The sequence below is a fragment of the Aeromonas sp. SER genome (genome assembly GCF_038739615.1).
In the GTDB taxonomy this organism is placed as follows: Bacteria; Pseudomonadota; Gammaproteobacteria; order Enterobacterales; family Aeromonadaceae; genus Aeromonas; species Aeromonas jandaei.
The window spans coordinates 184,991-198,356 of sequence record NZ_JBCGFC010000008.1 but is presented as its reverse complement, the minus strand read 5'-3'; the positions used below and the strand labels follow the sequence as shown (position 1 = coordinate 198,356).

General features: G+C 61.5%; 15 protein-coding genes. 9 read left to right on the top strand and 6 right to left on the bottom strand.

Annotated features, from left to right (window positions below; translation table 11 throughout):
- Positions 1-344: 344 nt before the first annotated feature.
- Together cysQ and nudE are read right to left on the bottom strand one after the other, a co-directional pair.
- A complete protein-coding gene (gene cysQ / locus AAHA41_RS13925; protein ID WP_005343054.1) occupies positions 345-1,157 on the bottom strand; it encodes a 3'(2'),5'-bisphosphate nucleotidase CysQ in 813 nt (270 codons plus the stop codon).
- Between the two features lie 37 nt (positions 1,158-1,194).
- A complete protein-coding gene (nudE, locus tag AAHA41_RS13920; protein WP_323070162.1) occupies positions 1,195-1,803 on the bottom strand; it encodes an ADP compounds hydrolase NudE in 609 nt (202 codons plus the stop codon).
- Between the two features lie 143 nt (positions 1,804-1,946).
- On the opposite strand from nudE, the gene yrfG reads away from it, so the two are divergent.
- Positions 1,947-2,627, top strand: a complete 681-nt coding sequence (yrfG, locus tag AAHA41_RS13915) for a GMP/IMP nucleotidase (protein ID WP_323070161.1) — start codon at positions 1,947-1,949, stop codon at positions 2,625-2,627.
- Positions 2,628-2,694: 67 nt separating this feature from the next.
- Here yrfG and AAHA41_RS13910 read toward each other — a convergent pair whose 3' ends face one another.
- The 4 genes from AAHA41_RS13910 to AAHA41_RS13895 all read right to left on the bottom strand — a co-directional run bounded on the left by AAHA41_RS13910 (position 2,695) and on the right by AAHA41_RS13895 (position 5,296).
- Positions 2,695-2,907 (bottom strand): hypothetical protein, encoded by a 213-nt coding sequence (locus AAHA41_RS13910; protein WP_041209029.1) that lies wholly within the window; start codon positions 2,905-2,907, stop codon positions 2,695-2,697.
- 114 nt (positions 2,908-3,021) lie between these two features.
- Positions 3,022-3,360, bottom strand: coding sequence for a DUF1294 domain-containing protein (locus tag AAHA41_RS13905; RefSeq protein ID WP_043850033.1), 339 nt, complete (start codon positions 3,358-3,360; stop codon positions 3,022-3,024).
- Positions 3,357-3,947 carry a sugar O-acetyltransferase gene (locus AAHA41_RS13900; protein WP_042658060.1) on the bottom strand — a complete coding sequence of 197 codons (591 nt, stop codon included), beginning with the start codon at positions 3,945-3,947 and terminating at the stop codon, positions 3,357-3,359. The genes AAHA41_RS13905 and AAHA41_RS13900 overlap by 4 nt, the downstream gene beginning before the upstream one ends.
- Positions 3,948-4,033: 86 nt before the next feature.
- The gene (locus tag AAHA41_RS13895; RefSeq protein ID WP_139442954.1) at positions 4,034-5,296 is read right to left on the bottom strand and encodes a DUF4010 domain-containing protein; all 1,263 of its coding nucleotides are present in this window, start codon (positions 5,294-5,296) and stop codon (positions 4,034-4,036) included.
- A gap of 215 nt (positions 5,297-5,511) precedes the next feature.
- Here AAHA41_RS13895 and AAHA41_RS13890 point away from each other — a divergent pair, with 215 nt between their 5' ends.
- The 8 genes from AAHA41_RS13890 (at position 5,512) to AAHA41_RS13855 (ending at position 13,365) form a co-directional block, all read left to right on the top strand.
- A complete protein-coding gene (locus AAHA41_RS13890; RefSeq protein WP_042030331.1) occupies positions 5,512-6,513 on the top strand; it encodes a sulfate ABC transporter substrate-binding protein in 1,002 nt (333 codons plus the stop codon).
- Positions 6,514-6,575: 62 nt separating this feature from the next.
- A complete protein-coding gene (locus AAHA41_RS13885) occupies positions 6,576-7,157 on the top strand; it encodes an alpha/beta hydrolase (RefSeq protein ID WP_268018188.1) in 582 nt (193 codons plus the stop codon).
- Between the two features lie 252 nt (positions 7,158-7,409).
- Positions 7,410-8,249 carry a sulfate ABC transporter permease subunit CysT gene (gene cysT / locus AAHA41_RS13880; protein WP_041209035.1) on the top strand — a complete coding sequence of 280 codons (840 nt, stop codon included), beginning with the start codon at positions 7,410-7,412 and terminating at the stop codon, positions 8,247-8,249.
- Entirely contained in the window at positions 8,246-9,136 is an 891-nt protein-coding gene (cysW, locus tag AAHA41_RS13875; protein WP_043850030.1) for a sulfate ABC transporter permease subunit CysW, read from the top strand. The genes cysT and cysW overlap by 4 nt, the downstream gene beginning before the upstream one ends.
- A 22-nt stretch (positions 9,137-9,158) precedes the next feature.
- Positions 9,159-10,226 carry a sulfate ABC transporter ATP-binding protein gene (locus AAHA41_RS13870; protein WP_323070158.1) on the top strand — a complete coding sequence of 356 codons (1,068 nt, stop codon included), beginning with the start codon at positions 9,159-9,161 and terminating at the stop codon, positions 10,224-10,226.
- A gap of 123 nt (positions 10,227-10,349) precedes the next feature.
- Positions 10,350-11,297: an HTH-type transcriptional regulator Cbl gene (gene cbl, locus AAHA41_RS13865; RefSeq protein ID WP_124242953.1), complete on the top strand. Its 948-nt coding sequence runs from the start codon at positions 10,350-10,352 to the stop codon at positions 11,295-11,297.
- 194 nt (positions 11,298-11,491) lie between these two features.
- On the top strand, positions 11,492-12,703 hold the full coding sequence (locus AAHA41_RS13860; RefSeq protein WP_323070156.1) for a threonine synthase: 1,212 nt from the start codon (positions 11,492-11,494) through the stop codon (positions 12,701-12,703).
- A complete protein-coding gene (locus AAHA41_RS13855; RefSeq protein WP_323070154.1) occupies positions 12,700-13,365 on the top strand; it encodes an amino acid ABC transporter permease in 666 nt (221 codons plus the stop codon). Before AAHA41_RS13860 ends, AAHA41_RS13855 begins: the two co-directional genes overlap by 4 nt.
- Position 13,366: the final 1 nt, after the last annotated feature.

Sequence of the window (13,366 nt, the reverse complement as noted above, 5' to 3'; positions counted from 1 at the left end):
CATTGCGGGGTTTAGCCAGCGAGATTGGGAATGGAATCTGGATCACAGAATGCAACAAAACTGACAATGGTTATTTTTGTGAAATATAAAACCAAAATTTGATCTTCACTCGTTTTTTTATTTTGGCTAATCAGGTGTTTTCAGAATTACGTGAAAAATCGCACCATTTCTCGCCGACCGATTGTGATGTTTCACTATCATTTTGCCGCTTTGCCAGCGTATAACGCTGTTCAAGAGCGCCTTGACCAGCGGATCACTCCGGCCATTACCCGGGGTAACTTCTCTGAAAAAGCAGGCGGCCATCGGGCCGCCTGCTTGTCTGGTGTGATGATATCGCTATCGGCCTAGTGGGCCAGAATGTTGCCCCAGGCGAGATCCGGATCCCCCATCACGATAAAGTCCGGGTTCTCCAGCGACTCGGTTTCGTTGTAGCTGAGTGGCTGCAACGCCAGGCTGAGGATGCGGCCACCAGCCGCCTCGACGATGCACTGGGCGGCGGCAGTGTCCCACTCGCCGGTGGGGCCGAGCCGCACGTAGCAATCGGCCGCCCCTTCCGCCACCAGACAGGATTTGAGGGAGCTGGAGCCGAGCGGGATCAGCTCGTAGTTGATGGCCGGGTTGAGACGGCGGGTGAGCTTCTCCAGCTTCTGGCGGCGGCTGATGGCCACCACCAGCGAGTCAGGCTGGTCATGCTCGTGGTGCATGGCGCTGATGGGCAACACCTCGCCATTCACCTCCTTGAAGGCGCCGTAGCCGCGCACCGCCCAGTAGAGCACGTTGGACTCGGGAGCATAGATGACCCCGAGCACCGGCACATTGTCCCGCACCAGGGCGATCAGGGTGGCGAAGTCGCCGCTGCCCGCGATAAATTCGCCAGTGCCGTCGAGGGGATCCACCAGCCAGTATTGCCGCCAGTTGGATCGCTGGCTGAAGGGGATGTCGGCCGCCTCTTCGGTCAGCACCGGCACATGGGGGGTGAGCGCCGAGAGCGCCTGTTTGAGGTAGGCATCGGCAGCAAGATCGGCACTGGTGACCGGGGTCGCATCCTCCTTCAGCTGACGCTCGAACTGACCGCCGTGATAGATGTCGTGAAGGATCCTTCCGGCTTCGCGGGCAATCTCCTTGACCCCCGGCACCCAGGCCAACAACTCCTGCATCTCGTTATCCTCTGTCTGTTAACTGCCCGTCTGCGGGCTACTTTGTCTGCTCCGTCAGCCACTTTTGGGCCAAGAGCAGGGCACTGATGCTGCGCGACTCGGTGAAGTCGGGCCGCGCCAGCAATTCGTCGATCCGGTTCAGCGGCCAGGGGATCACCTCCAGCGGTTCGGGCTCGTCGCCGATCCGCTGTTCGGGGAAGAGATCCTGGGCCAGCAAAATGTCCATCCGGCTGGAGAAGTACCCCGGCGCCAGCGACACCTGTTTGAGCAGGGTCAGGCTGTTGGCGCCAAAGCCCGCTTCTTCCATCAGCTCCCGGTTGCCTGCCTCGAAGGCATCTTCGCCCGGGTCAATCAGCCCCTTGGGAAAGCCCAGCTCGTAGGAGTGGGTGCCGGCGGCATATTCGCGCACCAGCAGCAGGGTCTGCTCATCGAACAGCGGCACCACCATGACGGCACCACGATTGCCGCCGCGCATCCGCTCGTAGACCCGCTCCTCACCGTTGGAGAATTTGAGGTGGAGGGATTCCACTCTGAACAGCCGGCTCTCGGCCACGATCTCGGCCTTGAGGATCTCCGGTTTGCTCTTCTCCTGCTCCAGCTGGTCGATCGAAATCTGTTCGGGGGGGCTTTTGTGGTGCTCACTCATCAGGGGTGACAGCTCGTTAAAAAATCGTGCTTCAAGAGTAAACGACTCGCACACCGAACACCACGGGGCAGGGAGGGGAAAGGGGGAGGAAAAATCCGTTATACTGCCGCCCCGTTTTCCGAGATCCGCGATCAAGAGGCCCGATGCCACACTCCCGCTCAAACACCTTGCCATGGCACCAGATAGATACCGTCTTGCTCGATATGGATGGCACCCTGATCGATCTGCATTTTGACAACCACCTCTGGCAGCAGCTGGTGCCGGAGCGTTACGCCGAGCGGCTTGGTCTGCCGCTGGATGAAGCCAAAGCGCAGATCGATGTCCACTATCACGCCGTCAACGGCACCCTCAACTGGTACTGCGTGGATTACTGGAGCGAGACCCTGGGGCTCGATATTCGTGCCCTCAAGCAGGAGCTGCTGGCGAAGATCCAGTGGCGTCCCCACGCCATCCCCTTTCTGGCCGCGCTGCGCGCCGCGGGCAAGCAGCTGGTGCTTTTCACCAATGCCCACCCTGCCAGTCTGTCGGTGAAGGATGCGCAGTTGGGACTAAGCAAACATCTGGATCTGATGGTGAGTACCCATGAGCTGGGCTGGTCGAAGGAGAGCCAGCTCTGCTGGCAGGCTCTGGCCGAGCGGCTGGCGTTCGATCCGGCCCGCACCCTGTTTGTGGATGATAGCGAGCGGATCCTGCGGGCCGCCGCCGACTATGGCATCGGCTATCAGCTGGCGATCCAGAATCCGGACAGCTGCAAGCCGGAGCAGAGCATCACCACTTTTCCGGCGATCCGCGACTATGCCGAGTTGCTGCCGCTGGCAATCTGAATTTGCTGAAACGATAGAGGGCTGCATCATGCAGCCCTCTCTGTATCTGAAACCTGGCGGTGAAAGATCACAGCTCCCGGAACGGGCGCCGTTTCTCCTCTTCGATGACGATCGCCTCCAGATTGGCGATCCGCTCCTGCAACTCTCTGATGATCATATCCTGCCTGCCGAGGCGGTCGGTGATGCGGGCATCCCCCATCTGATAGCGGGCCCGCTTGCCGAGATATCCGAACAATACGCTGATAAATACGATCAGGACTATGCCTGTCCACATGGTCATGTCACGACTCCTTGTCGTCTATAGACGGCGAAAACGCTGATGAGATCTGCTCTGTTTTCTCACAGCCGCCGGGCGGCCGCAATGGGGCCCATTGTCCCTTTGTGACGCAGACAGCTATTGCTGCCAGAGTGGCCGCCCGACCCAGAGCGCCCACAGGGTGAGGTGCAGCAGCACGATAAACCAGAAGACCAGCCGGTAGCTGCGCTTCTGGGTCTTGTGACGCAGCCACTGGCGGGCCACCAGAGCGCCCGGCCAGCCGCCGCACAGCTCCAGCAGATGGAGCCTCGATTCGGGAATGCGCCACTCGCCCCGCACCGCCTGCCGCTTGTCCCAGGCGTAGGCCGCCAGCGTCAGCAGACTCATGGTCAGCAGTGCGGCCAGTGGCCACCACTGCTGGCTGTCGAGGCCGAGCCAGAGGGTCCAGCCCAGTGGCAGCAGTGCCAGCGCCATCATTGGGCCAGCTCCCAGCAGCGCTCCTCATCCTGCTTGAGAGTGCGGATCACCCTGGCCGGATTGCCCACTGCCACCGAGTCGGCGGGGATGTCGCGGGTGACCACGGCGCCAGCGCCAATGATGGATCGCGGCCCTATGGTGACGCCGGGGCAGATGATGGCGCCGCCGCCGATCCAGCAGTCATCGCCGATCCGTACCGGCTTGTTGTAGGCAGTCCAGTTGCGTCGTTCCAGATAGTTCATGGTGTGGGTGGCGGTGTAGATCTGCACGTTGGGGGCCAGCAGCACATGGCTGCCGATGTGTACCTCGCCCACGTCGAGAATGGTGACGTTGAAGTTGAAGAAGGTCTTCTCGCCGATATGAATGTTGCGGCCAAACTCGCAGGTGAACGGCGTGCTGATCCAGCAGGAGTCGGGGCAGTGGCCGAACAGCTCGCGGCAAATCTGCTGGCGCAGAGGGCCATCGCCCGCCGATGAACCATTGAGCCGGGCCAGCAGCGCCTGACCGCGGATCCGGTCGTTGGCTATCTCCTCGCTCTGGCTGTCCAGCGCCCCGCCTGCCAGTACCTTGTCCCAGTCGCTCGCCATTGCTACCTCCTCATGCTGCAAGAGGGGGCAGTATACGTGACAAGCGCGAAAGGCGTCAGTCTGTCACTTCTGGCAGGTGATTCCCGTCATCCTGCTGGCCAGACGAGGGGCAGGATCAGCAGCGCCGAGATGAAGTAGGGGAGCAGCACCCGCAGCCCCAGACTGCGACCGCCGATGCCAAGCGCCAGCAACCCCTTCACCAGCGAGTTGATCAAACCGGCGAGCAGGATGCCGCGGGCCGCCACCTCCAGTGCCAGCTCCTTGTGGGATAGCTGGGAAAGCGACAAGGTGATGGCGTCCACGTCGGTGATCCCCGACACCAGCGACAGCAGATAGACCCCCGAGTTGCCCACCTTGTCTTGCAGCAGAGTTGCCATAAAGCCGATCAGCGCCAGCAGCAGGCCGAACTTGATGGCGGTGGCCAGATCGAGCGGGTTGCTGGTTTCCGGCTGTACCGGGCCGTCAGTCAGCTCCTCGCGCTGGCGCCAGAACCAGAAGGCAAAGCCGTACACCGTGGTCGCCAGCAGCACGAGCGGGGCAGCGAGGCGCATCGCCAGCTCGCTGTGAATCAGCAGTACCAGTACCAGCAGCCGCAGCCACATGGTGGCCCCTGCCAGCAGGATGCCGGTGGCCAGCAGCCGCTCCAGCCCCCCTTGTTCCTTGTTGAGGCGGGCGAACTGCAGGGTGAGGGCGGTGGAGGAGGCCAATCCCGCCAGTATGCTGGTGAGCACCAGTCCGGCGCGGGTACCGAGTAGGCGTACCGCGAAGTGGCCACAAAAGGAGATGCCGGCGATCACCACCACCATCAGCCAGATCTTGAAGGGGTTGAAGGCGTCGAGGGGCCCCATCTCCTCGTTGGGCAGTACCGGCAGCAGCACCAGCGAGATGAGCAGAAAGCGCAGGGTGGCGTGGAATTCGGTTTCGCTGAGAAACAGCATCCCCTGCTGGATCTTGCCCTTGAGCCCCATCAGCAGGGCGGCCAGCACGGCGCAGGCCACCGCCTCGCTCGGGCTCAGCAGTACCGACATCAGCCCCAGCAGATAGGTGAGCAGCATGGCCACCGAGCTGGTGAGACCGAACTCTCCCTGCCAGCGCTGGGCCAGCCAGACCGAGAGGCCGCAACCGATCACCACCGCCAGCAGGCCGAGCAGCGGCAGCCAGGGGCCCAGGGTCGGCAGCAGCAAGCCGCAGACCCCGCCGAGCAGGCCGATGAGGCCGTAGGTACGCATCCCGGCGATGCGCTGGTTATCCCCCAGTTGGCGTACCTGCCAGCCCCGCTCAAGTCCGATGATGAGGCCGATGGCCAGCGAGACCAGGGCACCGTTGACGGGTTCTGCATTGATCCACATAACGACTTCCTTTTCGTCATCTGCCTGCTTTGTTCCCATGATGGCACAGCGCTTGAGGTCACAGAGGGGCATGGCTCACAGAGTCTGCGTCTGGCTCCTTGTGGCGTGTGGCTGCCTGATATGAGCAAAAGAGATAAGCAAAGAGTTATTTCTTTCTTCTCGGCATAACAACTCCGCGGCATGCTGCTCTCAACCCAACGATATGGAGTATCACCATGAAACTGCGAATGACCGCTCTCTCCCTCTTCTCCGTGCTGGCCTTTGGCCAAGCCTACGCTGCGGAAGTGCACCTGCTCAACGTCTCCTACGATCCGACCCGCGAGCTGTTTCAGGAGTACAACTCTGCCTTTGCCAAGGAGTGGAAGGCCAAAACCGGTGACGACGTGGTGGTGAGCCAGTCTCACGGTGGTTCCGGCAAGCAGGCTCGCGCCGTAGTGGACGGGCTGGAAGCTGACGTGGTCTCGCTGGCGCTGGCCTACGACGTCAACGCCGTTGCCAAGCAAGGTCTTATCGCAGCGGATTGGCAGAACCGTCTGGCCAATAATGCAGCGCCCTACACCTCGACCATCGTCTTCTTGGTACGCAAGGGCAATCCCAAGCAGATCAAGGATTGGGGCGACCTGGTGCGCAAGGATGTGGCCATCGTGACCCCCAATCCCAAGACCTCCGGCGGTGCCCGCTGGAACTATCTGGCCGCCTGGGGTTATGCCCTGAAAAAGAGTGGCAATGAAGAGGGGGCCAAACAGTTTGTCGGCGATCTCTACAAGAATGTGAAGGTGCTGGACTCCGGCGCCCGCGGTGCCACCACCAGCTTTATCGAGCGTGGTCTTGGCGATGTGCTGCTGGCATGGGAGAACGAAGCCCTGCTGGTACTGGGTCAGCCCGGTGCCAGCGACAAGTTCGAGCTGGTGGTGCCATCGGTCTCCATACTGGCTGAGCCGCCGGTCGCGGTGGTGGACAAGGTTGCCAAGAAGCACGGCACCGAAACGGTGGCCAAGGCCTACCTAGACTACCTCTACTCCGACGAGGGACAGCACATAGTTGCCAAGTATCACTACCGCCCCAGCAATCCGGCGATCCTGAAAGAGACCGCAGATCAGTTCCCCAAGCTTGCACTCTTTACAGTCAAGGATATCGAGGGGAATTGGGATAAAGCCCAGAAGAAACACTTCGCGCAGGGCGGTCTGTTTGACCAGATCTACCAACCCGGTGGCTGAGGCAGGTAACTCCGTATAACCCCTTTGAACTGGCCCCTGTGCCAGCCGATAGGAGCACCAAGATGAACAAGATCCTCCTGGTTCCCGGTCTGCACAACAGTGGGCCGGATCACTGGCAAAGTCGCTGGCACGAGCATTTTCCCTACTGGCAACGGATGACGGGTCTGCCATGGGAGAAACCGGATCTCACGGTCTGGAGTGCCAAGCTGGCGAGCAAGTTGAGAAGTCGTCGCAGTCGGGTCCATCTGGTGGCCCACTCTTTCGGTGCCCTGACTGCCATCGCGGCAGCCAGATTGCAGCCGGAGAAGGTCGCCTCGCTCTTTCTGGTGGCACCGGCTGACCCGGCCCGTTTCGGGATTGTCGATGAGCGGCTGGAAGGGCCGTTGCAAGTCTCCGCCCAGCTGGTGGCCAGTCGCAACGATCCCTGGATGAGCTTCGAGCGGGCCGAATACTGGAGTCGCCAGTGGCAGGTGCCTCTGTTCGACGCCGGCAACGTGGGCCATATCAATGCCCAGTCCGGCCATGGCGACTGGCATCAGGGGTTGGAGCTGCTTGGCTCACTCTATCGCCGGGCCGAGCTGGTGGTTGCTCCGCAAGCGGCTTCGGCTATCAGAACTGTTGTTGTCTCTGCCATCGGCCCTTAACCAATGGCGGGATATGTTATCGGGTGAGCTGTTGCGAACCCTGCTCTTTGAATGTTGCGCTCCGTATTGCTCCATTTCTTAGGTCTTTTATTTATATAAAAGACCTTTTTTTATTTGGATCGCTCTAAAAGCCTTGTCGCACCGTTGTTAGACAAAAAAGTAATTAGCAAAGTCGCAAATGGTGTTTGTTGCTTAAAAGGAGAGTAAGCAGAATCGCTACATCTGATGTTTTTCATAACAAATGGAATCGTTATGCGATTTGGTTCTTACTCAGTCCTGCCGGGATTTGGCCCGACCCTCGGCTTTACTTTGCTCTATCTGGGGCTGCTGGTGCTGTTGCCGCTCTCGGCCTTGGTGCTGTTTGCCGCGAACAACCTCACCGCTGCCGAGTTCTGGCAGGTGATAGGTTCACCCCGGGTGCTCGCCTCCTTTCGCCTGAGCTTCGGGGCGGCCTTTGTCGCGGCGCTGCTCAACAGCCTGTTTGGCCTGATCCTGGCCTGGATCCTGGTGCGTTACACCTTCCCCGGTCGTCGACTGGTGGATGCGTTGATCGACCTGCCATTTGCCATGCCGACCGCTGTATCCGGCATCGCCCTGTGCGCCATTTTCGCCCCCAACGGCTGGATCGGCCATCTGCTGGCGCCGCTCGGCATCCAGCTCGCCTACAACCCCATCGGCGTCGTTATCGCCCTCACCTTTATCGGGCTGCCTTTTGTGGTGCGCACCCTGCAGCCGGTGCTGCGAGAGGCTGAGAGCGAGCAGGAGGAGGCCGCCGCCAGCCTCGGCGCCGATCGCTGGCAGACCTTTATCCACGTGCTCTGGCCGACCCTGATCCCGGCCCTGCTCACCGGCTTTGCGTTGGCGTTTGCCCGTGCTGTGGGGGAGTACGGCTCCGTCATCTTTATCGCCGGCAACCTGCCGATGGTCTCGGAAATCGCACCGCTGATGATCATGAGCCATCTGGAGGAGTACGACTATGCCGGCGCCTCTGCCATTGCCGTGGTGATGCTGCTGATCTCATTCATTTTGTTACTGCTAATCAACAAGTTGCAGGCCTGGAGCTGGTCTCGTATCGGAGGGAGCCGGATATGAACGCATCGACACTCGCCCTTGAAGTCGCCCCTGTGGAGGTTGCTCCCGTGCGCAAGGCACCTCCAGTGATCCGCGAACCCCAGTGGGTCAAATGGCTGCTCATCACGGTGGGTCTCGGCTGGTTTGCCGCCCTGTTGCTGCTGCCGTTGGCCACCGTCTTTATTCAGGCGCTGAGCCCCGGGCTGGCCTTCTTCTGGCACGCCATCAGCGAGCCGGATGCCCTGAGCGCCCTCGGTCTCACCGCACTGGTGACGTTCTGCGCCGTTCCACTCAATCTGCTGTTCGGGATCGCGGCGGCCTGGGCCATCGCCCGTTTCCGCTTCCCCGGTCGGCAGCTGCTCATCACCATCATCGATCTGCCCTTCTCGGTGTCGCCGGTGATCGCCGGTCTGATGCTGGTGTTGATGTTCGGCAGCCGCGGCTGGTTCGGTGACTGGCTGAGCGAACACGACATCAAGATCATCTTCGCCACCCCGGGGATCATCTTGGCCACCACCTTCATTACCGTACCCTTCGTGGTGCGCGAGCTGCTGCCCCAGATGGAGGCGCGTGGCCCGGAAGAGGAGGAGGCGGCCATCATGCTGGGGGCGAGCGGTCTGCAGATGTTCTGGCGCGTCACCCTGCCCGGCATTCGCTGGAGCCTGATGTACGGTCTGCTGCTCTGTACCGCCCGTGCGGTCGGGGAGTTTGGCGCGGTGTCGGTGGTTTCCGGTCATATTCGCGGCCAGACCAATACCCTGCCGCTGCATATCGAGATCCTCTACAACGAGTACCAGACCGGCGCCGCCTTTGCAGTGGCAAGCCTATTGGCTCTGTTCGGGATCTTCACCCTGCTGGGGGAAACCCTGTTGGCCCGGCTGCGTGCCCAGCCCACCAAATCTCACTGATCACCGTTTTAAAGAGGCAGCCATGAGCATTCAGGTTCAACAACTCAACAAGCATTTCAATCAGTACGCGGCGCTGGCAGACATCAACCTCGACTTTCACGACGGTGAGCTGGTGGCGCTGCTCGGCCCCTCCGGCTGTGGCAAGACCACGTTGCTGCGGATCATCGCCGGGCTGGAGCAGGCCGACAGTGGCTGCGTCATCATCCGCGGTGAGGACGCCTCGGATCTCCATGTGCGTGAGCGCAACGTCGGCTTCGTGTTCCAGCACTACGCTCTGTTTCGCCACATGACGGTGTTCGAGAACGTAGCGTTTGGCCTTAGGGTCAAACCGCGCAGTGAACGCCCGGCCGAGGCGGCCATTCGTGCCCGGGTCAAGGAGCTGCTGGATCTGGTGCAGCTCAGCCACGTGGCCGAGCGCTACCCGACCCAGCTCTCCGGCGGTCAGCGTCAGCGGGTCGCGCTGGCCCGCGCGCTGGCGGTTCAGCCCAAGGTACTGCTCTTGGACGAGCCCTTCGGCGCCCTCGATGCGCAGGTGCGCAAGGAGCTGCGCCGCTGGCTGCGCGAGCTGCACGACGAGCTGCATGTCACCAGCCTGTTCGTCACCCACGATCAGGAGGAGGCGCTGGAGGTAGCGGATCGGGTGGTGCTGATGAACGCCGGACGGGTCGAGCAGATCGGCACCCCGGCCGAGGTCTACGACCAGCCCGCCAGCTCCTTCGTCCACAGCTTTCTTGGCAGCGTGAACCAGTTCCGCGGCCGGGTAGCGGAGCAGGGATTCGGTGTCGGCGAGCAGCTGCTCGGCGGGCCGTCGGCTTCTCATCTGGCCCACGGCAGTGCCGCCATCGCCTATGTTCGTCCCCATGAACTGGAGATTCTGCCAGCCGATGCGCCGGGCGGGATCCGTGCCACCATCACCCGTTTGCTGCCCATGGGGCCACGCATTCGGGTGGAGCTGCGTGGCGATGGCGAGACCAAAGGGGCCCACTACGAGGCGGAGCTGAGCAAGGAGGCGGCCAAGCAGTTTGCCCCGGGGCAGGGAGTACGGCTGGTGGCCAGACAGGCGCAGTTCTATCCCGATTACCAGATTTGATGTTTTGTTGCGGGTGGCATGGCTGCCCGGGTTCAGGCGCTCTGCCGGGGCATGATCCGGCCAAATAACAAAAATGAGGGGGTGACCAGCTTGTGTCACCCACTCTTCGCAGGAGGCGACAAGGTGAATTTTCAGCAGTTACGAATTATCCGGGAGGCAGCGCGGCGGGATTACAACCTGACCGAGGTGGCCAACGCCCTTTTTACCTCGCAATCCGGGGTGAGTCGCCATATCCGCGAGCTGGAAGAGGAGCTCGGTATCGAGCTCTTTATCCGCTACGGCAAGCGGCTGCTCGGTATGACCGAGCCTGGCAAGGAGCTGCTGGTGATTGCCGAGCGCATTCTCAATGACGCCAACAACATCCGCAAACTGGCCAGCACCTTTGCCAACCGTGACTCGGGCCGTTTGCTGGTGGCGACCACCCATACCCAGGCGCGCTATGCCTTGCCGCGGGTGGTAAAGGCGTTTCGCGAGCAGTTCCCGCTGGTACAGCTGGAGCTGCGTCAGGGCAGCCCGGAGGAGATAGTGCGGTTGGTGCAGACCGGCGAGGTGGATATCGGCATCAGCAGCGAGCAGCTCGACAAGAGCGAAGGGGTGGTGGCATTCCCCTACTACCGCTGGCACCACAACATCGTGGTGCCCGAGCAACATCCGCTGGCAGGCGAGCGGGATCTGACGCTGGCGGCGCTGGCCAACTGGCCCATCGTCACCTATCAAGCCGGGTTGACCGGGCGGGTGCGGGTGGATGAAGCCTTTGCTGCGGCTGGCATTGAACCGCAGATCCTGCTGACGGCGCAGGACTCCGATGTCATCAAGACCTATGTCGAGCTGGAGATGGGGGTCGGCATACTGGCCGACATGGCGTTCGACGGCCAGCGTGATCAGGGGCTGGTACAGCTCGACGGCAGCCATCTGTTTGCCCCCCACACCGCCTGGATTGGCCTCAAGCAGGGGCAGTTCCAGCACAACTTTGCCTGGCAGTTTATCCAGCTCTGCAACCCCGAGCTGGCGCTGGCGGATATCCAGGCCCGCGCCATGGGCAGCGAGCCTGCCATCGACTTCCAGATTTGAATCGGAAGAGAAGAGCAGAAGGGGAGCCAATGGCTCCCCTTCTTTATTGCTGGCAGATGAGATTGCCAGCAAAAAAGACGGCTTCATATGAATTTTTTCACTTAGGTTTGCCAGTTAATTTTGTTTGTTATCCGGCACTTGGATTGCAGGATGGAATAAGTGACTGACCAAAGTCGATCCATTCAGGATAAAGCATGCCGTATAGCTACCTATCACATCTGCGTTGCAGCAAGAGTGGCGAGATCCATGATGCCGACCAGCCCTGGCAACTGAGCCGGGTAGGTGCACCACTGCTGGCCAGCTACGATCTCGATGCGTTGAAGCGAGCCTGGCACCCGGCGGCATTGTCGGGTCGCCCGGCCAGCCTGTGGCGTTATCACGAGTTGCTGCCGGTGCGGGATCCCGCCCACGTTGTGACGTTGGGTGAGGGGCTTACCCCGTTGCTACGGCTGCCCACGCTGGGCAAGCAGATCGGTATTCCGGATCTCTGGATGAAGGACGAGAGCGTCATCCCCACCGGCTCCTTCAAGGCTCGTGGTGCAGCGGTGGGCATCTCCCGCGCGCGTGAACTCGGCGTCACCCACTTCGCCATGCCGACCAACGGCAACGCAGGGGCTGCATGGGCGCTCTACGGTGCCCGCGCCGGACTGCGTAGCACCATCGTTATGCCGCAGGCAGCTCCCGCCATCACCCGACTGGAGACCTCCCTCGCCGGCTCCCGTCTCTATCTGGTGGATGGCCTGATCAGCGATGCCGGTCGTCAGGTGGCGCAGGCGGTGGCGGAGCACTCCCTGTTTGATGCCTCAACCCTGAAGGAGCCCTACCGGATTGAGGGCAAGAAGACCATGGGGCTGGAGATTGCCGAACAGCTGGGCTGGACCCTGCCGGATGTGATCATCTATCCCACCGGTGGCGGGGTCGGCCTTATCGGTATCTACAAGGGGCTGCGCGAGCTGCAGGAGCTGGGCTGGGTCAAGGGGGAGCTGCCCCGGCTGGTGGCCGTGCAGGCGAGCGGTTGCGCGCCCATCGTAGAGGCGTGGCAACAGAGAGCCGCCGAGTCGAGCTTCTGGCCCGACTCCCGGACGCTGGCATTCGGCATCAATGTGCCCAAGGCGCTGGGGGATTTTCTGGTGCTGGACGCCCTCTATCGCACCGAGGGTTGCGCCATCGCGGTGGATGACAAGGCGATCCAGAGCGAGATCCGCTTGCTTGCTTCTCGCGAAGGGAGCTTTGTCTGCCCGGAAGGGGCCGCCGCGTTTGCTGCCGCTCGTCAACTGCGCGAGGCGGGCTGGATCCGGGAGCAGGAGCAGGTTGTCGTGCTCAATACCGGTGCAGGCATCAAGTACCCGGATGCGATCACTGTGCTGCCCCAGCGTCTGCAGCGTGACGGGAGGATCCCGGCATGAATCTGGATCTGCCCTTTATCCTTACGACGCTGCCCGCCTTCGGCAAGGCGGTCTGGGTCACCTTGCAGCTGGGAGCCATAGTGATCCTCACTTCGCTGGCGGTCGCCCTGCTCAACGTAGCCTTGTTGAGCCTGCACAAGCGGCCGCTCAGCGCGCTGATCCGCGGGTATGTCGAGCTGGCCCGCAACACGCCGCTGCTTATCCAGCTCTTCTTCCTCTATTTCGGGCTGCCTGCGCTCGGTTTGTCGCTGTCGGGTTTTACCACTGCGGTGATTGCCATGACCTTCCTCGGCGGTGGTTATCTGACCGAGGCGCTGCGTGCAGGCATTCAGGCGGTGCCCGCCAGTCAGCTGGAGGCTGGTCGGGCTATCGGGCTTTCTCGCTGGCAACTGCTGCGCCACGTGCAGTTGCCCCAGGCCTGGCTCGCCAGCCTGCCCGCGCTGTTTGCCAACTTCATCTTCCTGCTCAAGGAGACGACCGTGGCTTCGGCGGTGGCGGTGCCAGAGCTGCTCTACACCACCAAGAATTACATCGCCCTCTACTACAAGACCTACGAGATGCTGGCGGTGCTGACCTTGATGTGCGTGCTGATCTTTTTGCCGCTTTCCCTCGCTCTGCGACTCGTTGAAAGGAGGCTGCAACATGGTCAGTTCGGTCACTGAA

Coding starts and splice junctions, on each gene's coding strand:
- cysQ (WP_005343054.1), bottom strand. CDS start 1,157: ATGCAGGAGTTGTTGGCCTGGGTGCCGGGGGTCAAGGAGATTGCCCGC.
- nudE (WP_323070162.1), bottom strand. CDS start 1,803: ATGAGTGAGCACCACAAAAGCCCCCCCGAACAGATTTCGATCGACCAG.
- yrfG (WP_323070161.1), top strand. CDS start 1,947: ATGCCACACTCCCGCTCAAACACCTTGCCATGGCACCAGATAGATACC.
- AAHA41_RS13910 (WP_041209029.1), bottom strand. CDS start 2,907: ATGACCATGTGGACAGGCATAGTCCTGATCGTATTTATCAGCGTATTG.
- AAHA41_RS13905 (WP_043850033.1), bottom strand. CDS start 3,360: ATGATGGCGCTGGCACTGCTGCCACTGGGCTGGACCCTCTGGCTCGGC.
- AAHA41_RS13900 (WP_042658060.1), bottom strand. CDS start 3,947: ATGGCGAGCGACTGGGACAAGGTACTGGCAGGCGGGGCGCTGGACAGC.
- AAHA41_RS13895 (WP_139442954.1), bottom strand. CDS start 5,296: ATGTGGATCAATGCAGAACCCGTCAACGGTGCCCTGGTCTCGCTGGCC.
- AAHA41_RS13890 (WP_042030331.1), top strand. CDS start 5,512: ATGAAACTGCGAATGACCGCTCTCTCCCTCTTCTCCGTGCTGGCCTTT.
- AAHA41_RS13885 (WP_268018188.1), top strand. CDS start 6,576: ATGAACAAGATCCTCCTGGTTCCCGGTCTGCACAACAGTGGGCCGGAT.
- cysT (WP_041209035.1), top strand. CDS start 7,410: ATGCGATTTGGTTCTTACTCAGTCCTGCCGGGATTTGGCCCGACCCTC.
- cysW (WP_043850030.1), top strand. CDS start 8,246: ATGAACGCATCGACACTCGCCCTTGAAGTCGCCCCTGTGGAGGTTGCT.
- AAHA41_RS13870 (WP_323070158.1), top strand. CDS start 9,159: ATGAGCATTCAGGTTCAACAACTCAACAAGCATTTCAATCAGTACGCG.
- AAHA41_RS13860 (WP_323070156.1), top strand. CDS start 11,492: ATGCCGTATAGCTACCTATCACATCTGCGTTGCAGCAAGAGTGGCGAG.
- AAHA41_RS13855 (WP_323070154.1), top strand. CDS start 12,700: ATGAATCTGGATCTGCCCTTTATCCTTACGACGCTGCCCGCCTTCGGC.